Origin of the sequence: Pseudoalteromonas sp. P1-13-1a, from assembly GCF_001401875.1 — a bacterium.
In the GTDB taxonomy this organism is placed as follows: domain Bacteria; phylum Pseudomonadota; class Gammaproteobacteria; order Enterobacterales; family Alteromonadaceae; genus Pseudoalteromonas.
On the sequence record NZ_LKDV01000009.1, the window covers coordinates 81,779 to 107,950 of the forward strand.

19 protein-coding genes are annotated in these 26,172 nt (G+C 39.9%); 10 read left to right on the forward strand and 9 right to left on the reverse strand.

Annotated elements, in window-relative coordinates; genetic code table 11:
* Nucleotides 1-45: 45 nt before the first annotated feature.
* Entirely contained in the window at nucleotides 46-651 is a 606-nt protein-coding gene (locus AN391_RS08150) for a TIGR04211 family SH3 domain-containing protein (RefSeq protein WP_055014947.1), read from the reverse strand.
* A 215-nt stretch (nucleotides 652-866) separates the two neighbouring features.
* On the opposite strand from AN391_RS08150, the gene AN391_RS08155 reads away from it, so the two are divergent.
* The 3 genes from AN391_RS08155 to AN391_RS08165 all read left to right on the forward strand — a co-directional run bounded on the left by AN391_RS08155 (nucleotide 867) and on the right by AN391_RS08165 (nucleotide 5,596).
* Complete coding sequence (locus AN391_RS08155; RefSeq protein ID WP_055014948.1) at nucleotides 867-2,387, forward strand: CYTH domain-containing protein; 1,521 nt, start codon at nucleotides 867-869, stop codon at nucleotides 2,385-2,387.
* A 205-nt stretch (nucleotides 2,388-2,592) separates the two neighbouring features.
* On the forward strand, nucleotides 2,593-3,363 hold the full coding sequence (locus AN391_RS08160) for a phosphate/phosphite/phosphonate ABC transporter substrate-binding protein (protein WP_268795563.1): 771 nt from the start codon (nucleotides 2,593-2,595) through the stop codon (nucleotides 3,361-3,363).
* On the forward strand, nucleotides 3,350-5,596 hold the full coding sequence (locus AN391_RS08165; protein WP_055014950.1) for an ATP-binding protein: 2,247 nt from the start codon (nucleotides 3,350-3,352) through the stop codon (nucleotides 5,594-5,596). The genes AN391_RS08160 and AN391_RS08165 overlap by 14 nt, the downstream gene beginning before the upstream one ends.
* A 32-nt stretch (nucleotides 5,597-5,628) precedes the next feature.
* Here AN391_RS08165 and AN391_RS08170 read toward each other — a convergent pair whose 3' ends face one another.
* Nucleotides 5,629-7,098, reverse strand: coding sequence for a S10 family peptidase (locus tag AN391_RS08170; RefSeq protein WP_408003231.1), 1,470 nt, complete (start codon nucleotides 7,096-7,098; stop codon nucleotides 5,629-5,631).
* Between the two features lie 378 nt (nucleotides 7,099-7,476).
* On the opposite strand from AN391_RS08170, the gene AN391_RS08175 reads away from it, so the two are divergent.
* From AN391_RS08175 to AN391_RS08195, 5 genes are all read left to right on the forward strand, one after another.
* Complete coding sequence (locus AN391_RS08175; protein WP_055014952.1) at nucleotides 7,477-8,697, forward strand: response regulator; 1,221 nt, start codon at nucleotides 7,477-7,479, stop codon at nucleotides 8,695-8,697.
* A gap of 220 nt (nucleotides 8,698-8,917) precedes the next feature.
* Nucleotides 8,918-9,256 carry a P-II family nitrogen regulator gene (locus AN391_RS08180; RefSeq protein ID WP_004587162.1) on the forward strand — a complete coding sequence of 113 codons (339 nt, stop codon included), beginning with the start codon at nucleotides 8,918-8,920 and terminating at the stop codon, nucleotides 9,254-9,256.
* A gap of 12 nt (nucleotides 9,257-9,268) precedes the next feature.
* On the forward strand, nucleotides 9,269-10,498 hold the full coding sequence (locus AN391_RS08185) for an ammonium transporter (protein WP_055014953.1): 1,230 nt from the start codon (nucleotides 9,269-9,271) through the stop codon (nucleotides 10,496-10,498).
* Between the two features lie 149 nt (nucleotides 10,499-10,647).
* A complete protein-coding gene (gene mrcB / locus AN391_RS08190; RefSeq protein WP_055014954.1) occupies nucleotides 10,648-12,990 on the forward strand; it encodes a penicillin-binding protein 1B in 2,343 nt (780 codons plus the stop codon).
* Between the two features lie 454 nt (nucleotides 12,991-13,444).
* Nucleotides 13,445-16,465 (forward strand): TonB-dependent receptor, encoded by a 3,021-nt coding sequence (locus tag AN391_RS08195; protein WP_055014955.1) that lies wholly within the window; start codon nucleotides 13,445-13,447, stop codon nucleotides 16,463-16,465.
* A gap of 75 nt (nucleotides 16,466-16,540) precedes the next feature.
* Here the strand turns inward: AN391_RS08195 and AN391_RS08200 are convergent, their stop codons facing one another.
* The 5 genes from AN391_RS08200 to AN391_RS08220 all read right to left on the reverse strand — a co-directional run bounded on the left by AN391_RS08200 (nucleotide 16,541) and on the right by AN391_RS08220 (nucleotide 23,115).
* On the reverse strand, nucleotides 16,541-18,382 hold the full coding sequence (locus AN391_RS08200; RefSeq protein WP_055014956.1) for a methyl-accepting chemotaxis protein: 1,842 nt from the start codon (nucleotides 18,380-18,382) through the stop codon (nucleotides 16,541-16,543).
* A gap of 159 nt (nucleotides 18,383-18,541) precedes the next feature.
* Nucleotides 18,542-19,822: a glutamate-1-semialdehyde 2,1-aminomutase gene (gene hemL / locus AN391_RS08205; RefSeq protein WP_055014957.1), complete on the reverse strand. Its 1,281-nt coding sequence runs from the start codon at nucleotides 19,820-19,822 to the stop codon at nucleotides 18,542-18,544.
* A 35-nt stretch (nucleotides 19,823-19,857) separates the two neighbouring features.
* Nucleotides 19,858-20,874, reverse strand: coding sequence for an aspartate carbamoyltransferase (locus tag AN391_RS08210; RefSeq protein ID WP_055014958.1), 1,017 nt, complete (start codon nucleotides 20,872-20,874; stop codon nucleotides 19,858-19,860).
* A 116-nt stretch (nucleotides 20,875-20,990) separates the two neighbouring features.
* A complete protein-coding gene (locus tag AN391_RS08215; protein ID WP_024034304.1) occupies nucleotides 20,991-21,425 on the reverse strand; it encodes a CopD family protein in 435 nt (144 codons plus the stop codon).
* A 7-nt stretch (nucleotides 21,426-21,432) separates the two neighbouring features.
* Nucleotides 21,433-23,115 carry a chloride channel protein gene (locus tag AN391_RS08220; protein ID WP_055014959.1) on the reverse strand — a complete coding sequence of 561 codons (1,683 nt, stop codon included), beginning with the start codon at nucleotides 23,113-23,115 and terminating at the stop codon, nucleotides 21,433-21,435.
* 245 nt (nucleotides 23,116-23,360) lie between these two features.
* Here AN391_RS08220 and erpA point away from each other — a divergent pair, with 245 nt between their 5' ends.
* Entirely contained in the window at nucleotides 23,361-23,699 is a 339-nt protein-coding gene (gene erpA, locus AN391_RS08225) for an iron-sulfur cluster insertion protein ErpA (RefSeq protein WP_002958911.1), read from the forward strand.
* Between the two features lie 48 nt (nucleotides 23,700-23,747).
* On the opposite strand, the gene AN391_RS08230 is transcribed toward erpA, so the two are convergent.
* A complete protein-coding gene (locus AN391_RS08230) occupies nucleotides 23,748-23,936 on the reverse strand; it encodes a hypothetical protein (RefSeq protein WP_055014960.1) in 189 nt (62 codons plus the stop codon).
* Between the two features lie 500 nt (nucleotides 23,937-24,436).
* On the opposite strand from AN391_RS08230, the gene AN391_RS08235 reads away from it, so the two are divergent.
* Nucleotides 24,437-24,676, forward strand: coding sequence for a helix-turn-helix domain-containing protein (locus tag AN391_RS08235; RefSeq protein WP_004587151.1), 240 nt, complete (start codon nucleotides 24,437-24,439; stop codon nucleotides 24,674-24,676).
* Between the two features lie 71 nt (nucleotides 24,677-24,747).
* Here AN391_RS08235 and AN391_RS08240 read toward each other — a convergent pair whose 3' ends face one another.
* Complete coding sequence (locus tag AN391_RS08240) at nucleotides 24,748-26,127, reverse strand: AmpG family muropeptide MFS transporter (protein WP_055014961.1); 1,380 nt, start codon at nucleotides 26,125-26,127, stop codon at nucleotides 24,748-24,750.
* Nucleotides 26,128-26,172: the final 45 nt, after the last annotated feature.

Below are 26,172 nucleotides of genomic sequence, written 5' to 3' on the forward strand. Positions count from 1 at the left end.
TTTTTAGTGGTTAGCTCAAAATAAGCTAATAAAAGTGTAGGTTAATTATGCCCACCCTTCGTAGCGCTTACGGCGTGAAAGTACAACGGTAAGAATAATACCTAAAAATAAACCTATAAAGGCAATAGCGCCGCCATAAGTTAATAGCTGACGTTTTTCTTTTGCTGTGGCTGCTTGTTTTTGCGCACGTTCTTGCTCAAGCGTTGTTTGCAGCTCAGTAATTTGTTGGTTAAGTAGTTTGTTTTGATTGGTTAAGCTTTGATTGTGCTTTTGTAACTGCGGGAGCTCAACTTGTGCTTGGCGCAATTTATTTTGAACACTGCTCATTTCACTACTGAGCGTTTGATACTGCTGGTGAAGCCCCGGAGTTTTCGATATAAATTTAGATTCAACCCAACCTTCACGGTCTTTATCGTCTTTGATTTTTATAAAGCCGTTTTCTTCTTTTGATAGCACGGATAATTTAGTGCCCGCATCTACAGAGCCAAGTAAGCGGTAGTTTTTACCTGCACCAGAGCGCATAAAGGTATATAGATTGTCGATTATATAAGCTGTGTTTGCATCTGATGAGTTGGCTGTTTGAGCTTCTTGAGCTTGGCTTATAAACGAGGTGGCTGTTAAAAGTAGCCCTAGTAAACAGTGTTTTAGCATTTATCTACCTTGTTAGTCTATCCGTGTCCGTTGTGGTTGTGAGTAAGATTTTCACATAAGTAGTGAGATAGTATGGATTAAACGCGTTAATAGCAAGGTTGATATTGTAACCCGATAATGGCATAGCTCAGTCAAAAAGGTTAAAAAATTTGCAAAATGAGGTGGCTTTGTTTATTTTGAGCACTTATTTATTTTAAAGGTAATCCTCAACCCTAATGGATACTGAGATAGAACTGAAGTTTTTGGTATCAGATGCCGTTGTTCCACTGATCCCCTCGCTAATCACACAATTTGCTAAAACGGTTATTAATAAACCTTCACGTAGTTTGCAAAATGCCTATTACGATACTCCAAGTAGAGAGCTAAGAGCCCTGGATATAGGTTTTAGAACGCGCTGTGCCGACGGTAAATGCGAACAAACCATTAAACTTGCTGGCGAAGTTGTGGGCGGACTTCACCAACGCCCTGAATATAACTTGCCGATTGAATCAAGTCGCCCTGATTTATTAGCTTTTAATAATGCTATTTGGCCTCATGGTATGCAAGTTAATGCTATTAGCGATAATTTATATCCTATTTTTAGTACTAACTTTATTCGTCGTACATGGTTAATAGAAACCCCCAACGGTGCAAAAATCGAAGTCGTGCTCGATAAGGGCGAAATAGCTGCATCGGGTAAGGTTGATATTATTAGCGAGCTTGAAATAGAGCTTGTTGAGGGTAATAGAGACGAGCTATTTGCTTTGGCAGATAAACTTGTTAGTCAAAATTGTATCCGCTTAGGTCTTTATTCAAAAGCAGCTAGAGGCTATCGTCTAGCCGATGAAACACCGCTTAAGCCGAGTAAGTCGATAGGGTTTGTAAAATTAAAAAAACAAGCAACCCAAGAGCAAGCGCTGATTGAAGCCATGAACTTTGGTATTCGCTTTGTGCAAAAGCATGAGCAGTGTTACTTTGACAAGCCCAGTTTAAAAACCCTCAAACGCGTGACTGACGGCATTAGTTTAATTAGACACAATTTTTGGTTGTTCGACGATATTGTAAGTAAAGAGAGTACTGAACAGTTAAGAACAGAGCTCAAGTGGTTGTTAAGTGAATTAGCCTGGGTTGAAAATGCTATTCAGTTAAAAACGTATACATCTAAGCGCCACGCATTTTATAAAAAGATAAATGCAGCGCCAGCATTAGCGCAAGTTATTAACGATTTAAAAGAGCTTCAACCGAGTATTGATGATATTAATGCTTTGTTTCAAAGTGCGCGTTATAATCGGTTACTGCTGTTGCTTACTACTTGGTTAGTAGACAAGCAATGGCGTAAATTTTGGGGCCAAACCGAGCTTAAGGCAGCAGAGCTGCCTGTGGCTAAAATTGCTAAACGCTTATTTAATAAAGATTGGCAAAATTTAGATAAGTTACTCCCTAAGGAGCAAACGCTTACGGTAAAAGACTATTTAAGTTTACGCCCGCAATTAGAAAACAGTTTATTAAGCGGTAATTGCTTAGGCGCACTGTTTGACAAAGAAGCGCGTTTAGAATTTCGGCTACCGTGGTTAGATATTTCTCATGGTATGTATGAGCTCAGCACGCTGGAATATTTAAAACAGCTTTGCGGCGGGCAAGAAGATGAGCAATTGGCTAAAATTCAACAGTGGCTAGATCAGAAGTCGGATTACTTAGTCAGTGCTATGGAGCAAAGCCGTTTAGCGTCTTTTGATATAGAGCCTTATTGGCAATAATACCTTGTAGCAGGTGTTGCAGCATTAACACCTGCATTAACTATTTTTGTTACCTTTTTTAAACTCCCTTAATTAAATAACCTCCTAATTTCTACGTAATAAAAATGGTGTGTTAGGCACTCGTTAACTATGCTTATAGTCATAAACCTACAACGGTAAGACTAATATGAAGTGTAGTGTTGTTTTGCTTTTTTTATTCAATAGTATGGGGGTCTATGCTCAAACCTTCACTTTTGGTGTAGTTCCGCAATATGAGCCTCAAAAATTGACTGCAATATGGCAGCCTTTTCTTAATAAAGTAACCGAAAAAACGGGCGTGCAGTTAAAGCTTGTAACAGTGGAGTCAATTCCGGTTTTTGAGCAAGGTTTTGCACAAGGCGATTACGATTTTGCTTATATGAACCCATGGCACAGTGTTATTGCCTTCGACAAGCAAGGTTATTTACCTATAGTGAAAGATGCTGCGCGGCATTTGCAAGGGGTATTAGTAGTCAATAAAAACAGTAATATTGAATCCGTTAAGCAGCTTGAAGGCGCTGAAATTGCTTTTCCTGCACCTAATGCATTGGGCGCTTCTTTATTGATGCGTGCTGAGCTTGCTTTGTTGTATGGTTTAACAATAAAACCTGTGTATGTACAAACCCACTCATCTGTTTATTTAAATGTGGCCCTTAATGCAACACCTGCAGGCGGTGGGGTGATGGGCACATTAATGCAGCAGCCTCAAAATCTACAAAAAAAACTAAAAGTTATTTACAAAACGCGCAAGGTTAATCGCCACCCCATAGTGGCTCACCCTAATGTAAGCCCTCAAGTACAAGCGCAAGTTCAACAAGCTATTATAGAAATAGGCAGTAACCCTAATCAAAAACACTTATTAGCGGGGATCCCAATAATTAACCCAAGTAAGGCAAGCATTGACGATTATAAACAATTAACGCAATGGGGCTTACGCTCGTTTTATGTTGAAAATTAACTGGTGGCGTAGCTTACGATGTCAAAGCTTTATAGCCGTTATGGCATTTGGCTTGTTATTGGTTTGCTTATTTATATTTTACGCTTTGCCAGAACAAGCTAAGTGGGTAAACGATGGCCTTTCTAGCGCAACTCAGCGCTCTTTACAGCAATTATCGACTTCAATCAAAACGCCTTTATTGACCCGTCAATACGCTCAGCTGTATGAGCAAATAGACGCACAACTTAATACAAACCCTAATTGGAAAGCTATTAGGGTAGTAGACTCGGCTACAGGCAATCAATTATACCCTTTAGATGAGTGGCAACCGCTAGATCAAAAAGGAAATGTTACCTTAAGTGAGCGTATTATCTTTTTAGATAAGCCTTTGGCTGAAATTACACTCATCGTTAATTTTGAAAACGCAATAAGTGAAGCGGCAAAGCTACATTACACGTTAATTTATATTCAGTTTTTTATACTTGTGGTGTTTTTTATAGGCTTAGCTTGGTTAGTCGATTATAGAATTACTAGCCCTTTACGAGCACTGGAGGACGCTTTTTCTAAACTGGCGAAGGGAAATTTTGATTGTCACATTCATGTACAGCAGCAAAATGAAATTGGCAGCGTTATAAATGCTTTTAACAAAATGGCCAGTGAGGTGGCGAATAATCACCAAAAAGTAAATGCATTAAGAATTCAAGCTGAGTCGGCTAGTAAGGCTAAATCTGACTTTATGGCAAGTATGAGTCATGAACTTAGGACGCCTTTAAACGCCATTTTAGGGTTAGCGCAGCTATATCAATATGACAGTAAAGCAACCAACGTACACAAAGACAATGCGCAAAGTATTTATCAAGCTGGGGAGCATTTACTTTTATTAATAAACGACGTGTTGGACTTAACGTCTATTGAATCGGGGAATATGCAGTTTAATTTTGAATATGCTCCTGTTAAAGACATGCTACAGCACAGTATTGAAATGGTGAGCGAACTTGCCAGAGTAGAACTTGTGACTATTAACACCCATCATATTGAATCCCTTAATGGCGTTTATTTATATGTTGATAAGCGTCGATTTAAACAGGTGCTGCTAAACTTGCTCTCCAACGCAATAAAATACAATAAAGTGCGCGGTAAAATAGATATACGCTGTAAAACTGTTGATTCTAGCCGCTGTAAAATTGATATTGAAGATACAGGTTGTGGTTTTTCAGAGGATGATATTTTAAGGCTTTTCAAACCCTTTGATAGGCTAGGGGCAGAGAGCAGTAAAACACATGGTACGGGCATTGGTTTGGTGATTACTAAAGAGCTTGTAGAGCGTATGCAGGGGCAGCTACAAGTACATAGCAAAATTAATAAAGGCGCGTGTTTTACCATTAGTTTTAATAGCTTTAAAGAAAGCACGTTAACGACTACAAAAGTTGACGAACCACTCAATCATTCCAGCCGTTCTCCCGCCACCTCCGCTACAGGTAAACTCCCCGTATTAAATGTGCTGGTGGCAGAGGATCAGCTTACCAATCAGCAGGTCTTAAAGCAGCAATTGACTATGCTTGGCGTTGACTCAACGTTTGCAAATAATGGTGAGCAGGCGTGGCAAATGTTGCAAGATAAGTGCTTTGATATGCTACTTACCGATATTCAAATGCCGCTGTTAAACGGGCTTGAGCTGGCAAAAAAAATACGCAAAAACACACAGTTCAATGAGCTAATAATTATTGCTGTTACGGCCAATATTATGGAAAAAAATATACAGGATTGTTATAGCGCAGGAATGAATGGCTTTTTAACTAAACCGATAGAGCTTGAAAGCTTAAAAGAGCTGCTAATGAAGCACTCGCAAGGCATTGTTGCTGCGCATACACAGCCGCTACCAACCACAGAGCAAGCAAGCTCTATGTATAGCCAATTAGATATGCCTTTATTGTTTTCGATGTTAGGACATGATGCACAGGTGCATTGTTTAGTTTTTCAGGCGTTTTTACAGACCGCTTATGAACAAGTTAAATTAATTGAAGCGTATACGCATAGCTTAAATTACGCCGATTTGTCTTTTCAAGCGCATGGTTTAAAGTCATCTGCTAAATCGGTCGCAGCGTTAAAGTTAAGTGATATTTGCCAACAGATAGAAAGTTTAGCGGCGCAAAATAAGGTCGATGAAGCGTTATTATTTGCCCTACAGACGGGGTTTAATGAAGTGGTTACACAGTTAAAAGTTTATTGTAATAAACATGAGGCACTTTCTTAATGCCTCATGTAATAAAGGTTATTAGCTTATAACTAATATTTAGCGGCTTGTCCTTTGGCGGGTAAAGAACTTAAAATGAAGTCGCGTAAATCGTTATTAGAAAGCTTAAGATCTTCATGGCGTAGGTACATCATATGGCCGCTGCGGTACCCTTTAAAGCTTAATCTGTCTTTCATTTTTCCACTTGGGTCAAGCTGCCATAATGTGTATTTAGCATCAAAGTAATTTGTTGCGCCATCGTAGTAGCCAGCTTGAATCATCACGTTTAAATACGGGTTTTGCGCCATCGCTAAACGTAAGTTTTCGCCGGTATTATTTTTACTGCGATCCCACGGGTGAACATTGCCGAATAAATTGTATTTAACATCCGTTTTGTAATTAAGCTCCTCACGTAGGTAGTAATTTATTGCAGGCGTAAACGAATGTAGCCAAGAGGTGAGCTCAGCCCAGTAATCCGGTGATTCGCCAGCATCGCGTTTATCAATACCTAAATAGCGCGAATCTAAACGTCCAACAGTTTGTCCGCGCTCACGTAAAAGTTCTTTCCAAAAAAATTGAGTGGGGATATCTAAGTTGTTTTGCGCTACAAACTGTTCTGAAAGGCCTGCATATTCAGCCATTTTTTTTATTATTTGGCGCTTTTTATCAGCATCGATAAAGCCGCCTTTAACGAGGGCTGGAATAAGCTCATTAATAGTAAACTGCTCAACTTCGGGTAAAAGTTCATAGAGCTCTTTTTTTTGTAAATCTTTTTTAAGTGCTTTGTGATACCACGCCGTTGCAGCAAAATAAGGTAAGCGGTTTGCCGCTTTTATAGGGCCGTCTCGTTTTATACCAATATCGGTTGGCGATACTAATACCACCCCATTAATGTACATCCACTGACTGTTTTGTAGCTCATGAGCAAGGCCTGATACCCGAGTCGTGCCATAGCTTTCGCCTATTAAAAACTTAGGTGAGCGCCATCGCTCATTTCTGTTTACAAAGGTATTTAGCCATTCAGCTAAGTATTTGATATCGGCATTTACACCAAAAAAGTGCTTTTTTTGTTTCTCTTTTGAAAGCATCTCACCTTTGGCGTTTTCTATTACACGTGAATAACCTGTATTTACAGGGTTAACATAAACAATATCTGCTACATCTAATACTGAATAGGGGTTATCTTTTACGCCATAAGGTTGAACGGGGTAGCCTTCGTCATCAATTTTTAATACGCGTGGGCCAGTGTACGCTAAGTGCATCCATACCGATGCGGAACCCGGCCCACCATTAAACGATATCAGTAAAGGGCGAGCAGCGATGTTATCGACTTTATCTCGTGTGTAATAGGTGTATTGTAACGTGGCAATAGCATCCCCCCCGTCATTCCACACAGGTTGGGTCCCTGTTTTAACGGTGTAGCTAAAGCGTTCACCATTGATTTTTGCTTTATGTTTGGTGACTACATGGCTATCAATGTCTATTTTTCGTTGATTATCTGCTAATGCAGCATTACTTATCATTATAATGGTAAGCGCTAAGGCATAACGAGTTAATTGGGAAAGCTTCATTGTCGTTCCTTATATTTGTTTAGAGGCTATTTAAAATAAAAAACACATAAATAACAAAAGTATTGAGACTAATAGCCGATAATAGTGGTTAAGCTCATTAGCTGAGTACTTGTTTATTTAATGTTAATTGCCCCTCGCGTGTTTAGCTTAGCTTAAAAATAAAGTATATTTAGCCGGCTTTAGATTTGAATAAAAATACAGAGCGGGCCGCAACACAAATGGACCTAGCCTACTTATTGGCTATATAAACAGAACTTTATTGGATGTTTTTCATTATTTGCCATTTAGAGCAAGTTTAAGTAGTAAAATAACAAGATTAAAGAGAAGTTTATGCAAAGAGTATTAGTGGTCGAAGACAGCAAAGTAGTACAACAGGTACTACGCCACTTAACGGCTCAATATTTAGATGTCGCTGTTGATTTTGCCTGGTCATTAAATGAATGCAAAGACTATATTGAGAAACATAAATACTCCTTAGCATTAGTTGATTTAACCCTTCCTGACGCCCCTAATGGCGAAGTTGCTAAATTTACACTTTCGCATGCTATTCCTACTGTGGTACTTACTTCAAAAATTGATGAATATAAGCGCCAACAAATGCTAGAGCTCGGGGTTATTGATTATGTAATAAAAGACAACCGTGACTCATACCATTACGCGATTAAGCTAGTGGCGCAGCTTTTGAGAAATCAAGGCTGTAAGGCGTTGGTTGCCGATGATTCGGTGTTAAGCCGCTCCTTAATGAAGCAAATGCTAGAAAAACAATTATTTGATGTAACCGATGCGCAAGATGGTCAGCAAGCACTCGAAATAATTAAAAGTAACCCTAATATAAAATTGCTTATGACCGATTATGCGATGCCATTGATGGATGGTTTTGAATTGGTTAAAGCGGTGCGCAATTTTAGAGGGCGCGATGATTTGGCCATCATTGGGCTTTCGGGGGCAGGTAAACATGGGTTATCGGCTCGCTTTATTAAATACGGTGCTAACGACTTTTTAACAAAGCCCTTTATGAATGAAGAGTTTCATTGTCGTGTTATGCAAACTATGGAGCAGTTGTCACTGATTGCGGATATTAAAGAAAGTGCTTACAGAGATTATTTAACGGGAATGTATAACCGGCGCTATTTTTACCAATATGCAGAGCAACTACTAAAAAAACAGCAGCAAAATACGCTTGCATTACTTGATATAGATTTTTTTAAAAACATTAATGACACGCTAGGCCACGAAGCGGGTGATCAGGCACTAAAGCAGGTAGCCACATTAATTAAAACGACGTTTTCTAAGTTTACGGTCGCTAGAGTAGGCGGCGAAGAGTTTGCTATTATACTAGATGATATAGACACCGCTCGTGGGCGAGAGTACTTAGAAGGCTTTAGAAAAAAGCTCGCCAAGCATGAATTTTTAATCGATGACAAACCGTTTTCTATCACCATTAGTATTGGTGTTGCTGATTTTCAAAACACTGATTTAACACAAGCTATGCGTGTCGCTGACGCTGCACTTTACCAAGCTAAAAATAATGGTAGGAATTGTGTTGTTTAACTATAAAAATAACACTAATAACAAGCTTACACGTGTTAGTTATTTGTAGTGCACCAATGTAGCTAAGTTGTTAAAAAAGCGCACCTATATGGTGCGTTTTTTTTGTTTTAAGCTTTTGGTTTGCTCTTATCTGGTTGATATAAAATAGATTTTAATAGTGGCACAAAGGTTGGATTATATAAGCCAACAGGATAACAATAAAGCGTCCGAGGGGGCCACTATGAAAATGATTAGTGCAATCATAAAACCATTTAAATTAGATGATGTGCGCGAAGCGCTCGCTGATTTAGGTATTGAAGGGATGACCGTAGTTGATGTTAAAGGTTTTGGACGTCAACGAGGCCACACAGAGCTGTATCGTGGAGCAGAGTATCAGGTAGATTTTATTCCTAAAATCAAACTTGAAATTGCGACTCGTACCGAAAACTGCCAACGCGTAGTTGAAGCAATTACTAAAATTGCCTCAACGGGCAAAATTGGTGACGGTAAGATTTTCGTGTACGACTTAGATCAAATCGTACGTATTCGTACGGGCGAACTTGATGAAGAAGCAATTTAAGGGGGCTGATTAATGGAAAACACAATTGTAGAACTCAAATTTTCTCTCGACACCTTTTATTTTCTGGTGTCGGGTATATTAGTAATGTGGATGGCGGCAGGTTTTGCCATGTTAGAAGCGGGTTTAGTTCGTTCTAAAAATACCACTGAAATTTTAACTAAAAATGTGGCGCTGTACTCTATCGCATGTACCATGTTTTTATTAGTTGGCTACAACATTATGTATGTAGACAACGCTGAAGGCGGCATAATTCCTTCAATTGGTGCATTAATTGGCACGCAAGCGGCCGATGCTGACCACTCTTTAGAGTCTGACTTTTTCTTCCAAGTAGTATTTGTTGCAACGGCTATGTCGATTGTATCGGGTGCCGTGGCTGAACGTATGAAGTTATTTGCTTTCTTAGCATTTACAGTGATTTTAACTGGCTTTATTTACCCAATGGAAGGTTACTGGACATGGGGCGGTGGCTTCTTATCAGAAATGGGCTTTGTTGACTTTGCAGGCTCTGCTATTGTTCACGGTGCGGGTGCTGCAGCTGCGTTAGCAGGTGTAATTTTACTTGGCGCTCGTAAAGGTAAATACGGTAAAAACGGTGAAATTTACCCAATTCCTGGCTCTAACTTACCCCTTGCTACATTAGGTACGTTTATTTTATGGATGGGTTGGTTTGGCTTTAACGGTGGTTCGCAATTACTTCTTTCAGACAAAGAAAATGCAACAGCGGTAGGTCAAATTTTACTTAACACCAATGCCGCTGCGGCAATGGGTGCAATTGCTGCCTTATTTGTATGTAAAGTGTTATGGGGTAAAGCTGATTTAACTATGGTACTAAACGGCGCATTAGCAGGCTTGGTTGTTATTACTGCAGACCCACTTTCACCATCACCTCTTATGGCATGTTTACTAGGCATTTTAGGTGGTTCTCTGGTTGTGTTTAGTATTGTAGCTCTTGATAAAGCGAAGATTGATGACCCGGTAGGTGCAATCTCAGTACACGGTGTATGTGGTGCCCTAGGTATTATGCTTGTACCTGTATCTAACGGCGATGCAAACTTTGTAACTCAGCTTATTGGCTTAGTAACGATTTTAGCTTTTGTTTTCGTAGCTTCATTCATTGTATGGACTATTTTAAAGCAAACTATGGGCATTCGCGTAACAGAAGAAGAAGAGTTAAGCGGTATGGACCAACACGATTGTGGTGTTGATGCTTACCCAGAATTCGTATCTGTTCGTAGTAACTAATATTAAATAGATTAATCATTGTGTTCACAAAGCCCTACCTAGGTAGGGCTTTTTTTCGTTTCAGGGGAGGTTAACTTTTCAGGTGTTAGGCTATAACCAATATGCTAAGCTCACACTCGTGAATAAACCTTGGAATAAATTACACTTAAATGGCTGACAATAAAAAAACACCCAGTAGTAAAACCACACCTAAGCGTGCTTCTAAAGCAGCTAGCTCGCCACGCAAAGCCAAATCAAAAACCACAAAAAAAGGGTCAAACCCTGTTGTTAAACGCTCATTTATGCGAAAAACATGGTCTATTTTTTGGAAGTTGAGCTTGGCTGTTTTTATTGCGATGGCTATGTATCTTATTTATTTAGATTCAAAAACAACTCGTATATTCGAAGGCAATAAATGGCAACTGCCAGCACAAGTATATGCACGCTCAATGGAATTTTACCCAGGACAGTTTTTATCAAGCCAAGAGGTTGTATGGGAGCTTGAGCGTTTAAATTACTCATCGGTCAACCGTTTAAGCCGCACCGGCCAATACGTTAAAACGCCAAACAGCATTAAAATCTACCGACGCGACTTTGAGTTTTATGATGGCTTAGAGCAAGCTCATATTATAGAGCTACGTTTTGCAGGGAAAAAAGTAGCCACAATAAAAGATAAATTTGGCAGGCGTTTAAATAGTGCGCGTTTAGAGCCTGTACAAATAGCCCGTATTGGCAACGATTCAAAGCAAGACAGAGAGTTTGTACCGCTTGATAAGTTTCCGCCGATGCTAAAAGACACATTACTAGTGGTAGAAGATCGTGATTTTTATAATCACCATGGTGTATCGGTATTTTCTATTTTACGTGCACTTTATTCAAATATTAAAGCAGGACGTACCGTACAAGGTGGCAGTACCTTAACGCAGCAGCTTGCAAAAAATATATACCTAACACGTGAGCGTTCTTTGGTGCGTAAAATAAATGAGGCATTTATTGCGCTTATTTTAGATTACCGTTATTCAAAAGATCAGATTTTAGAAGCTTATTTAAATGAAGTTTACTTAGGACAGTCTTATAACCAAGGCGTGCATGGCATGGGCTTGGCGTCTGAGTTTTATTTTTCAAAGCCTGTTGATGAGCTGGAATATGACCAAATAGCGCTACTGGTGGCGATGGTTAAAGGGCCTTCGTATTACAATCCTCGTCGTTATAAAGGACGCACTATGGAGCGTCGTGATCTAGTACTGCGCTTAATGGTTGAAAACAAACTACTAACGACAAAAGAATACCGTGCATCACTTAAACGCCCAATTGATATAGCGCCAATGAAAGCAAGTTTACAAAAGTCATACCCTGGCTTTTTAGAACTGGTAAATCGTGAGCTTAAGCAGTTATTACCTGATCAAAAAACACTAGATGCGGGTGTGCGTGTATTTACTTACTTTGATTTACAAAAACAAACGGCAATGGAAGAGTCCATTCAAAAAAGTTTACCGTATCTAGAAAAACGCCCTAATACCGATAAACTCGAAGCAGCCATGATCTCAGTTAATATCGAAAAAGGCGGTGTGTCTGCTTTAGTATCAGGGCGCGATGTTCGTTACTCAGGTTTCAACCGAGTGCTCGATACTAAACGTAATATAGGCTCCTTAGTTAAACCTGCTGTGTATTTAACAGCCCTACAGCTACCGCATTATAACTTAGCTACATTACTTGATGACTCCCCTGTACAGGTAACAAATGAGCAGGGTAAAGTGTGGCAACCTGAGAACTTTGATCACCAATACCGAGGTGCATTACCACTTTATAAAGCCTTTAGTAACAGCATTAATATTCCTGCAGTAAATCTAGGCTTAGATGTCGGTGTTGATAAAGTTGCAAACACGCTCAAAGGGTTAGGAGCAAAAGGTAATATAGATGAGTATCCCTCGCTGCTACTTGGTGCCGTAGAAATGTCGAGCTTTGAGGTTGCCCAGCTTTATACCACTATTGCAGCCGACGGCGAGTATAGAGAGCTTACAGCTATATCTGCGCTAACAGACTCCGTAGGTAAGGTATTGTATAAGCATAAAGTTAAGTCAGAACCGCGCTTTGCAAAAGACGCTGTTTATATGACTAAATATGCCATGAAGCGAGTAACAAAAGACGGCACCGCTAAGCGCCTAAATTTGCACTTTCCTTCAATCCAGCTTGCAGGTAAAACAGGCACTAGTAATGATTTACGTGATAGCTGGTTTGCAGGGTTTGATCAAAATACAGTGACCGTTGCCTGGCTTGGTAGAGACGATAATAGAAGCACCGGTTTAACAGGTAGTGTGGGCGCATTGGAGGCTTATATTCGCTACTTAAAACCACTTAACCCTGAAGCTATTGCCGATACCCGCCCATCATCAATTAGATGGGCTTTCGTCAATGAAAAAACGGGTTTACAAGCCCCACCTGGATGCGGCAAGGTCATTCAGCTACCACTAAGAGCCAGTGAGTTTGAGCCAAGACCACAATGCATACGCTAATAAAATAAAAACCTTAATAATAAAACCGCTAACTCAGCGGTTTTATTATATCTAGCATATCTATCTACCTAGTAATTAAAATTTGAAATTAAATAAATTTTAATTACTTTTATTTCCTTTTTATAAATTATTAAATAAAGAGGGAGTATAACCTGCCTAAAAAAGCATTTTACGAGGTTGAAATGCAAGTGCTGTAACTAACATGTTAATAGTTTAATTAGCTGAATTATTATTTATTAAAGCTTTTGTTTTGTTTCTTTAAATTAACATTTGACGTTTTATAATTTACAAGTTAGCGCGTGAAAATAATATTAAGGTGTTGATTTTCATTGCTTTTATTTCTTGTTTTATCTTTGTTTAATTAACGTGTTTACAATTTGTACCCTTTTGTTACTCTCTGTATGCATTTTGTATAAGGTGCAAAAATAATTATAAACTTAACAGGGATAAGAGTATGAAAAATATTTTCAAAAAAAATCTTACGGCAATAGCGGTTCTCGCTTCACTAGGTGTAACGCTTCCAGCAGTGGCATCAGATGTTGTAGGTTCTATCGATAATATTTCTACTACAGCAGGGTATACCGTAACAGTAAAAAATCCTGCAACAGGGTTAGAAAGAACATTAAATATTTCTGAAGACGGTTCATTTAGATTTGCTTCATTGCCTTCAGGTAGCTATCAAATACAAATTTTAAAAAACGGTGCTGTTGTAGCTGAAGATAGTGTACGCGTTTCATTAGGTGCTAATGCAAAAGCGAGCTTTGATTTAGCACAGGTTAGTGATTCAGGTCCTGAAGTAATCCAAGTATTAGGCGCTCGCATTTCTTCGATTGATTTAACTACTGCCGATTCTGGTCTCGTTATTACAGATGCTGAAATAGATCGTATGCCAATAAACAGAGACCTTACCTCGGTTGCTTTATTAGCACCAGGCGCTGTAAAAGGGGACAGTGCTTTTGGTAATACTGCGTCGTTTGGTGGCTCATCAGTAGCTGAAAATGCATGTTATATTAATGGCTTAGAGGTTACTAATACACGCCAAGGCCTTGGTTGTGGTGAAGTGCCATTTGAGTTTTATGACCAATTCCAAGTTAAAACGGGTGGTTATTCTGCCAAATTTGGCCGCGCAACCGGTGGTACCATAAACACAACTACTAAAAGTGGTACAAATGAGTGGGAATTTGCGGCAGTTGTGCAATTTCAACCAGACTCTTTGCAAGAAGAAGGCAGTATCTCTCGTGGTAACAATGGTGCAGGTCAAATATTTAGAGACGAAAGCTTAGACACTGATAGCAAAACAGATGTAACTATTTCTGCTGGTGGTCCTCTAATTGAAGACACGTTGTTTTTCTATGGATTAATTAACCCAAGAGATACTGAGTCTACATACACTTGGGGTGGAGATGAATTTTCGCCAAACGATCAATACCGAAATGAATCGGCTTCTGGTGGCGATAATTTATTTTGGGGCGGTAAGCTTGATTGGGATATTAATGAAAACCATAGGTTGAGCTATTTTGCTTACTCTAATCGTCGTGATATTGAGCGTTCTGTATACGAATACAATAACGGTACTGTGGGCGATCGTATCGATGGCGCCATTTTAAAGCGTGGTGGTGAAGCACAAAGCTTAAGTTATACAGGCGTTTTAACTGAAGACCTAGTTGTTACTGCAATGGCTGGTAATATTAAAACAGAATATGAAACGCAATCAGAAAACTTGGTTTGTCCATCTATTACCGACTCTCGAGGTACTGCTAATCCAATCACTGGCTGTGGTGCAGGCGGTAGCTTTGGTGCTAATAATGATGAAAATACCCAATACCGCTTAGATGTTGAATATGTATGGAATGACCATGAAATTACATTTGGTATTGATTACCAAGAGCGTAAGTCTGAGAACATAAGTAGTCCTATCGGTGGCCATAGCTATGACTACAGAACACTTGCAGATAATGGTAGCTGGCAAGCTGATAATGGCGCGCTAACAAATAATACAGGTGCCGCGCTTGACTATGTTGAAGACCGTATCTTTGATGGTGGCGGTAGCTTTGAGTCGGAGTTAACGGCTTATTACATAGAAGATCAGTGGCAAGTAACAGAGGATTTCTCTGTTAAAGTCGGCTTACGTATTGATGAGTTTGATAGCTGGGGGACGACTGGTAAGTTACTCACTAGCTTTGAAACAGATATTGCTCCTCGACTTGGTTTCACATGGGATCCTACGGGTACAGGCGATACTAAAGTATATGGTACATATGGGCGTTATTACTTACCCGTAGCCAATAATACAATTTTTAGAGCCGCATCAGGAGTTAGTGATATAACTACCGCTTATACCTACACAGGTGTAGATTCGCAAACTGGCGCACCTACGGGGCTCACGCCTTTAGCTGACACGCTTGGAAATGGTGGTATTCAAAACTCACAGCAAGTGAGTGGTGTGCCGGTTATACCTGAAAAAGATATTTTTCAGGCGCAAGAGGCTGATCCATTCTCTAAAGATGAATATATTATTGGTATACAGCAAGCGTTAAATGATGAATATACAGTAGGTGTTAAAGGTATATACCGCGAAGTTGCAACTGCATTAGATGACTACTGTGGGCGATATGCCTACCCATACTGCGTAATGATAAATCCGGGTGATTCGTCTAGCTGGTACAGCGATGGTTACTACTGGAATGGAACCGATTGGGGGGATTCATCATTCAATAACGACGGTGTTCCAGATAGTGGTTCTTTAACTACCTATTCAGCAGAAACAATAGGCCTACCTAAAGCAAATAATGAATACACCGCTGTAGAGTTTAGCCTTGATTATAAAGCTGACACTATTCGTTATCAGTTTGGTTATACATGGGCTAGAAGTGTAGGTAACTTTGAAGGTGCTGTTAAATCAGATATTGGTCAAGCTGATGCGGGTATTACCCAAGACTTTGACTTCCCAGCAGTTATGGATGGATCACAAGGTTATCAACCTAATGACAGACGCCATACATTCAAATTCTTTGGTAGTTGGGAACCGATGGAAGACTTAACAGTAGGTTGGAATGCTACTTTACAAAGCGGACGCCCTAAGAGCTTATTTGGTCAAGGATATCCATCTACCGATCCAAACTTAAATGGCGGTTGGGGTGATACTTTCTACATTTACACTAATGAATGTCCGGATACAAATGGCAACGGCGACTGTGATCAAGATGAGAAAATCTATGAAAAACATAGCCGAGGCACTAATGGCCGTACACCTTGGGTATTTAACTTAGATTTATCTGCTGCATATGATTTCACAGTATCTGATATCGACATGCGTGCATCGGTTAATGTATTTAACATTTTCAACTCGCAAACAGAGTCATCACTGAATGAACACTATGAGCAAAACGAAGGTGAAGTAAATGCGTACCATGATGCTGCATATTCTTGGCAAACACCACGTTACGTTCGTATAGGTTTAGAAGCTCGCTTTTAACACTTATTAATAACTAACCTAAAAACCCTTCTTAATCGAAGGGTTTTTTGTAATTTAAAAGCACTATTTATTATTTCATGACTTAAAAAATTGCATTGATTTTGTTAGGTCATCGGATAAACGACTAAGTTGCTGCGCATCTTGCAAAGTAGACTGCGCAGAGAGAAGAGTTTGATCTGCTAAATTACTTACTTCTTGCGAATCAGTTAGTGCTTGTGTGGTTGCGATAGATTGCTCTTTTACACTCAGTGCTATCTCTTCGCCTTGGCGTTTTATATCACCCATACTGTACTCTGCACTTTGTAAAACGTCATTTGTTTGAGTGGCGGCTTTTACCGATTGTTCCATCTTTTCAACACTTGAGCGCATTTTTTGTTGTGTATCGTTAGAGGCTTGTTGGAGCGAGCTAATTATTTGGTGAATTTCTTGGGTTTGTGTTTGCGTACGCTGGGCGAGGGTTCTTACTTCATCAGCCACAACAGCAAAACCACGACCATGCTCACCGGCGCGTGCGGCTTCAATAGCGGCATTAAGGGCCAATAAATTTGTTTGATCGGCTATTTCGCTAATGCCTTTGCTTACCTTGCTAATTTCTTGGCTGTCTTGGGCTAATCTATTTAAGGCTTGCTGGCTTTCGGTAAACTCAACTTGTAAATCTTGCATGTACCGAGCCAGTTCCATGGTGTTGTAAGAGCCTTGCTTTACATGCTGCGCTGCATCTTGCGCGGTTAACATCGCTTGATTAGCTGATACTTCTACACTGAGCGCACTTTGTTCCATATTACTAAGTGCATTGTGAATCGCGTTTACGCGTATTTGTTGTTTTTCAACATCTTGGCTTGTTTGGCTACTCGCCTGAGAGAGTGACTTAGTAGCACCACATAGCTCTAATGTGCTTGTTTTTACATTAAATAGTAAATGTGAAATTGCGCTCAGCAAAGCGTTGTAGCGAGTAGCAATTATACCCATTTCATCATTCGTGATTGAATTAATAGAGGCATTTAAATCCCCGTTTGCCGCTCTTTCAGCGGCATTAGCAAAGCGGGTAATACTATCAACTACTGCAAAATAAAAGCTAATCATTAAGTAAAGTGCAATCAATAAACTAATTAATGATGCTGCTAATACAGTGTTTCTTGTCAAGCGCTGCGTGTTCAGTTTTTCATTTATTAGCGATTCAAGGGTAGGAATGCTTTTATCAATTAGTTCGCTAATGCGATTAAGCACTTGGCTGGTAAGCCCCGCAAATTCGTTTTGTGTAAGCTGTATATCATCTGGTTCAAGTAGCCTCTTATCAATAGCTGTTTTAAAAGCGGCTATGGCATTATGTAAATTAGTTAAAGAGGGCATTAGAGCTTTATTTACAGATGTATCAGCCGTGGTGGCAATTGTAATTATTTTATCAAGTTGCTGCTGGTATAAAGGTAGCGACTTACTCAAGTTTGAAAGCGCAATAAAAGTTTCTGGTGTAAAACGCTGGTTAGTAAGAACAGTATTAGCGCTTTGCGCTGTCGCATTTATCTGTATGATAAGCGCAGGTATAGGCGTAACTAATGCGCGATTAACATAAGCACTTGCAAGCTGATTATCTAAGGCTAAATTAGACTGTATTGAAACCAGTTCAAGTACGTCATTCATTTGCTCATCTTTTACATTAAAACCACGTGCTTTTGCTACTTTTACGTTTTTATAGGTTTCACCTTGCATTTGATTTGCAAGAATCTCTCTGTAGCCCAGTAATCCTTGTTTTTGCATTTGAGAGACGCTTATACTCTCGCTTAATAAAGAGACTAAAAAAAACAAACTAAGCGCAAGGGGTAATAATAAAATACCAAAAACTAAACCAATTTTAGTTTTATATTTTAAGTTGCCCATCAATGATGTAGCCGGTGCTGCTAATTGCCTTAAGCTTGTCATACGTTTCTCTTGTAGGGTAAAAGTGAGTCTTAAAAGTGAGACCGTATAAAGGCTAAAAACCATTCAATTATCAATGCGCATAAATAAAAAAAGCCCTTACGGGCTTTTTTTAACTTTAGGGCTAATAACGCACGTTATTAACCTGTGTTTTTTGGATGCTTATAGCTTAGCAAAGGCGCGCTCTGCAGCTTCGATAGTCGCTTGTACTTCTTGCTCAGTGTGCGCAGCGCACACAAAGCCTGCTTCAAATGCAGAAGGTGCTAGGTATACGCCTTCTTCAAGCATTAAGTGGAAAAAGCGTTTAAAGCGTTCTAAATCACATTCAGTTGCTTGCTTATAAGTGGTTACTTTTTCTGCTTCAGTAAAGAAAAAGCCATACATACCGCCAGCGTAGTTTGTGGTTAAAGGAATGCCCGCTTTTTTAGCGCCAGCCTCAAAACCTTCACAAATAGCTTTAGAAATGGCTTCTAACTTATCGTGTAAACCTGGCTCGCTTAATAGCTCAAGTGATTTTAAACCTGCAGCCATTGCAATAGGGTTACCAGAAAGCGTACCCGCTTGGTAAACCGGACCTACTGGCGCAATGTAATCCATAATTTCGGTTTTGCCGCCAAAGGCACCAACAGGCATGCCGCCGCCAATGACTTTACCTAAACAGGTTAAGTCAGGTTTGATGTTGTAATACGCTTGTGCGCCACCTAATGCAACACGAAAGCCGGTCATTACTTCATCAAAAATAAGCACCGATTTGTACTCATCACATACTGCACGCAAGCCTTCTAAAAAGCCTTCAACAGGAGGAATACAGTTCATGTTACCTGCTACTGGCTCAACAATAACACAAGCAATGTCGTCAGCGTATTTTTCAAAAACAGCTTTTACTTCATCAAGGTTATTAAACGATACGGTAAGCGTGTGCTTTGCAAAATCCTCAGGAATACCTGGTGAATTTGGCACACCCATGGTAAGTGCCCCAGAGCCCGCTTTTACCAATAACGAGTCGGCATGGCCGTGGTAACAACCTTCAAATTTTAGGATTTTATCACGACCTGTATAGCCACGTGCTAAACGAATAGCGCTCATAGTGGCTTCTGTTCCTGAGCTAACCATGCGTACTTTTTCGATTGAAGGAACAAGCGCTTTTACTTTTTCGGCCATTAAAATTTCGGCCTCAGTAGGGGCGCCATAACTTAAGCCATTTTCTACTGCTTCATGCACTGCTTGCTTTATAGCTGGGTGATTATGGCCCATGATCATTGGGCCCCACGAGCCTACGTAATCAATATAACGGTTGCCATCAGCATCAAAAGTAAATGCGCCTTCTGCTTTGGTAATAAATAGTGGCGTACCACCCACCCCGTTAAATGCACGTACAGGTGAATTTACGCCACCAGGAATTGAAGTTTGTGCGCGATTAAATAAATCTTGGCTAATTGTCATGAAAAATCCTATAAATTGTCGCTTGGTAAAAGTGTTTAGCTGTCGCGTTTGCGGCTAAACCAAGGAACGTCTACTTCATATTGCTCGACTTTGTTTTCTACGCCGAGGGTTAAAGCAAACAGTGCCATACGAATCAATACGCCATTTTGCACTTGGCGAAATATTGCTAAGTTGTCGTTACTGTTTAAGTCGTTATCAAGCTCGTTAGCTTCTAAACGGCTATCACGTGGAAGCGGATGCATAAGCACTGAATTTGGCTTACAGTGCGCGTTATAAATTGATTGGCTGATTCTAAAGCCGCCACGGTATTTGTTGGCTTCTTCTTGTGAAGGGAAGCGCTCTTCTTGAATGCGTGTTTGGTACACAATATCAGCTGCTAAGTTACCTTCCATTTTGTTAACTAGCTGTATTTTATGGCCTGCATTTTCGACAGCATCTAAAATACTGGTTGGCATTTGCAGCCCATCGGGCGCCACCATCGAAAACTTCACATTTTTGTAATGGCACAATAATTTAGAGAGTGAATGGACTGTACGGCCATATTTTAAATCGCCAACTAGGGCGATATGCATGCCATCAATACTTTGCTCAAATCGGTTTAGTTCACGCTCAATGGTTAGTAAGTCAAGCAATGCCTGAGTAGGGTGCTCGTTAGGGCCGTCCCCCCCATTTATAACAGGTACGGTACAACCTTCTGAAAATTCGCTTACCGAGCCTGCATCAGGGTGGCGCATAGCAACGGCATCAGCATATGCCGAGATAACGCGCGCTGTATCGTAAAGCGATTCACCTTTAGCAAGAGCGGAGCTTTGCATACCGGTTGTTTCGCGCACGCCACCGCCTAGTAAATTAAAAGCAGTACCAAAGCTTACACGCGTTCGTGTGCTTGGTTCAAAAAACAAATTAGCTAAAATAGCGCCTTCTAGCACGGTTGTTTGCTTTTGTTTTTTAGCATAAGGCTCCATTTTTTTTGCTACTGCAAAAATACGCTCAATGCAGTCTCTGTCGAGTTGATTTACCGACAGTATATGTTCACCTTGGAAACTTAACATGGGGTTATTCCTAATCAATCAAAGGGGCGCGATAATCCATAAAAATGGGGCACGCAATCGCGCGTGTTATAGCAAGTATTGTAAATTGCAGCGCAGTTTAACATGCGCTGTGATGCTTATAAATTAGGTTTTATCACCGCAAGCGCAACAATAATAAGCAGCGCAATCACTGGGAGCTCATTAAAAATACGATAAAAGCGGTCTGTTTTGGTATTTCTGTCGTGTTTAAAGTCGCTTAGTAATTTAAAACAGTAGCCGTGGTATAGATATAAAATGATGACCAGTACCAGTTTGTAGTGCAGCCACATGCTGTATCTAAACCACTCACGACCATATTCTACAATGGTGAGCACACCAAAAACGGCCGTTAAAATGGCAAACGGGGTAACAAAAAAGAGTAGCCGACGTTCCATCACTTTAAGCATTGAGTTACAGGCTTTTTCTTCGCTCATCGCGTGGTATACAAATAACCGAGGTAAATAAAAAATACCGGCAAACCAAGCAATCATAAAAAAAATGTGCAGTGTTTTATAAATTAATAAAGCGCTCATAAGAATCCTAAAGTAGGCTGTTACGAATAGTTAAAATATTATTTATTTGATCCCAGCGTAATAGCCCCATTATTTGTTGGTCATCTAGCAAGTTGTAAACATACAGGGCACCGCTGCGTTTATCTTTTAAAATATCAAAGGCATCGGCTAAGGTCGATTGGCTGCTAATACCCTGTAAACTAATGTAGTTTATATTTATGGTTTCGCCCGACATCAGAGTAAGGTCATACTCTGCTAAACGATAGCCGTTTTCTTCGTCAAAGACGATTAAAGGGGTTTGGCTGTCCATGGCATCTAGGGTGTTTTTTATTTGCTCTTTATCATCAGAATAAAGCAGCTTAAAGTTTTCATCCATATCATCCATTATGCCCACTTTTTGTAGCGCCTCCGTTGCGGGCGATACATGATAGGGGAGCCCTTGAAAATCGAGCTGTTGCAAAAATATAGACCGATTACCAAATACTTGCAGCGCCGTTACATAAGCGGTTGTTATCACTAACATGGCCGGTACAATAATCTCTGGCGAGGAGGTAAGCTCCATCACCGTTGTTAATGCAGCTAACGGCGCATGTAATGTAGCTGCGAGTAACCCTGCCATGCCTAATACGCCGTATGTGCCCGCAATGTCAGCACCTGGGCTTATAAACTGGGCAAAAAAGGCCATTAAAGTACCGGTTAAAACCCCAAGCCCAATTACAGGGCCTATTAACCCGCCTGGTATTCCTAAGCCAATTGCAAACAGGGTGGCCAGCAGTTTAGCTATTAAAATAGTGGTAAGTAGCTGCGCGTTTTCTGGCGATTCAACCGCAATCGTAATTGCGCTCATACCTGAGCCCATCGCTTGGGGCACTGCATAGGCAATAACACTCGCAATACAACCTGCAATGAGTAAACGAGGAAACATGCTTAAAGGTTTAAATGTTTTTATGATCAGCATTAAATTTTGATTAAAGCTATAGGCAATTGCCCCTAAGGCCATGCCACATAAAATTAAATATGGGTAATGCCAACCACTCAATGGCGTAATGCTAATAAGTGCCAGCTCCGAGCCTTCACCAAACACAAACTGTGTTGCTAAAGCGCCCGTTAACGCAGCAAGCATAATTGGTACAAAAATATGCACTTTATACTCACGTAGCACCACTTCCATAACAAAAATAACCGCAGCCAGTGGGGTATTAAACGAGGCTGCAATACCAGCGGCGACACCACAGCCACTTAATGTGCGCATGGCGTTGTGCGGTAAATGCAGTTTGTCGGCTAATATACTTGCGCCAGTAGCGCCCATATGAACAGATGGCCCTTCGCGACCAACCGAAAAACCACTTATTAATGCCAGTGCACCACCAACAAATTGGTTTACAGTATTGTACAAAGGCATTTGCCCATAATGGCGTTTAATACGATGAATAACAAAAGGAATGCCTAAACGATAGTGCTTAAAACCAGTAAATGCGGCAAAGGTTGCTATTAATAGCGCTGCAATTAATGGCATTAAAACCCGTTCAAGAGTAGGGATGGTGGTAAAGTTATCAGGAGTGTCTAAAAATAAGCTTTGAAAAAACAGAATCGTTAAGCGAAATAAAATGATAAAAAATGCAGCAATTAAACCAGCACTTACGCCTAATAAGCATAATTGCACAGAGGTTTTTGGTTTTGCTAATCGACGCCTGAGTTGCTCAAGCCACATGCTGTATTCTCCGCCACATTTTTTCAGCGAGCAGTTTAGCAAAAGAGCGCAGGTAAGTCCTTGTGATTTGCAATTTTAGTTACTAATATTAACAAATATTACAGCGTCTCTCTCAATGCTATTTGTTTTGGTACCGGCCAAAGTAAAGGTTAATAAGTAAGATACCCTAACAGATGTTTGACTATACTTGATTAAAATACTCGGGTATTAGATAATCACGCCATTACGATATTGAGGGTTTTAAAATGTCTGAAGAATTACCAATAAAGTTCAGCGATGCAGCTGCTGTTCGTGTTAAACAGTTAATCGACGAAGAAGAAAATCCAGATTTAAAACTGCGTGTTTATGTAACTGGCGGCGGTTGTTCTGGTTTTCAATATGGTTTTACTTTTGATGAAAAAGCAAATCCTGGTGATTTAGAAATAGTTAAAAATGGTGTAACGCTGGTTATTGATCCAATGAGTATTCAGTACTTAGTTGATGGCGAGGTGGATTACACTGAAGGGTTAGAAGGCGCACGCTTTTTTGTATCTAACCCTAATGCAACGACCACCTGCGGGTGTGGTGCAAGTTTTAGCGTTTAAGCAATTTACGCTTAGTTATTAAAGCCGCATTAGCGGCTTTTTTAATGTCTAAAATTCAATCGGGCTGTAGTGGGTAAATTGCATTATTAATACAAAAAAGCCTAATACAAACGCAGAAAAAGCAAGAATGTATAAAAAGCCTTTTTTACCTTGTTTAATAGGTACGCCGTAATGACGTAAAAACATAAACCATAAAAAGCATAGTAAAACTGGTAACAAAAATAAGACTCTAAACATACTTCCTCTTTAGTCCCTCAATAAGGGAAAAACGTTATTTATGGGAACTTTTTAACTGATACTGTTGTTTAAACATCAATACAGCAAGGTTATTCGCACGTTAATTTGTAACAAAGCGCTTTTATCTTACAATTAATTTTTTAGTAAAAAACTTAATATTTTTGGTACGTTAACTTAAATATTCAGCATAAGTAAAGGTTAGTGGTTGGGTAAATTTATGCAAACTATGTAATTAATTATTTAACCGAACTGTTAATAGTATATAATGTATCCAAGAGTGAGACGGGCAAAATTTCACTCTTAATAAAAACAAACCTATATCCTATTTTTGCGGGTTAGCACTGAATAGATTGGTAGGTTGAATAAGTAGCAATACCTTTGCTTATTTTAAGCAATAGCTTGCTATTGAAAAATGTAGTGGGTATCTGCTTATATGCCACCAATCATTGTGTGACTACTGCTTTGACGGGTATGTCATATCATCTAGTAGGAGATGTAAAATGATGGGCAAAACTGTTTCTTCTGAAGAAAACGAAAAGCTAACTAAATGGCTTAAAACAAAACGCCATGAAAAGGGTCATACAATGCGTAGCCTAGCACAAGTGCTAGGAACACCTCACTCATTTATCGGTAAGATTGAAAATCAAGAACGCCGTTTAGATGTTATTGAGTTTGTACGTTACTGTAATGCACTTGAAGTTGATCCGCATGAAGCGCTAGGCTTAATTAAAGCGGATTAATATTGTTTTGCTTAGGGTGTTATAAGGGGCACTTGAATGGCCTAAGCAAATCACGTTAATGCAGGGATGCATTACCTATTTTGATGGTAATTTTGCTCTAACTGATAAAGCTTATGCCTAATCAAATATAAAAATACCAGCGAAGGGATTACCATTAGCGCCGTTAGCACAAAAAATAATGCCCAATTCCCCATTAGCCAATCATCAATAACCACACCACTGTAACTTGAAAGCAATGTGCGCCCTAAATTCCCTAATGAGGCAAGTAAAGCATAATGTGTTGCACTAAATGCCCGGTCGCATAACATCGATATAAACGCCACCATAGCCACTAACGACCAGGCTTGCGTAAAGCCATCAATAACAATAGCAAAAGCGTATAATCCTAAATTAGGGCCAACCAGTGCAATAGCCGAAAATGCTAAGTTAGACCCCGCCATTGCCACACCACTTATAAATAGTCCTTTTACAATGCCGTACTTTTGATTGAATAAGCTGCCCACAAAGGTAAAAGCAATGGTAAGTACGGCTGTGCCTACTTTTGAAAAGGTAGCTATGTCACTGTTACTAAAGCCTATTTCTTTATAAAAAACAATCGACATTCGCCCTAAAAAAGCTTCGCCAATTTTAAATAAGAAAATAAATGCTAATAAGGCAAGGGCTGTTTTTACGCCATTTTTCGCAAAAAAGGTTTTAAAGGGGTCAACCACTGTAACGCCAAGCCAAGCAATCACTTTAGTAAAGGGCGTTTGTTTAATGCTGGCTAGTTTTTCAAGGTATACACGCTCAAGCTCTGCGTGAACAGCTTCTCGGTTTGATTTAGGCTCTTTAGCAAACAACACGCCGCTCATTAGCAGTAACATAACAGCGGCTAAAAAGTAATACACTTGTGGCCAATCTAAAGAGGGGATATCGGCCATGTAAAAAGGAATAGCACCAAGTAATGCATAACCTGTCCACCAACCCGATGTGGCCATAGCAGCAGCGGCAGTGGCTTTGTAAGATTCGTTTTCGCTTAACGTATCTATTCTAAATGCATCAATTGCGATGTCTTGTGTGGCAGAGGCGACTGCGATGAGTAAACACAAGCCGGCGGCAATTGCTAAGTTTGCTTTTAAATCAAGGCCTGCTAAAAGCAGGGTGCCAATAAACATAAAGCTTTGACAAAATATAATCCAGCTGCGACGTTGCCCAAACCATTTGTACAATAAGGGCAGCTTGGTTCTATCAATAAGTGGCGACCACATAAAGTTAATGCTGTATGCGCCAAATACAATACCAAATAAGCCAATCATACTGCGGCTTAGGCCTTCATCTTTTAGCCAAGCCGACATAACTGAGCCAATCAGCACCCATGGAAAACCACTGCTCATACCAAATATAAAAATATTGATTAAACGTTTATCTTTAAAATACGAGAAATATTCGCTTATTGAGAGGGTTTTGCTCATAGGGCCTTCATTGGCGTTGGGTGCAACTTAGTTACACCTCAGTGA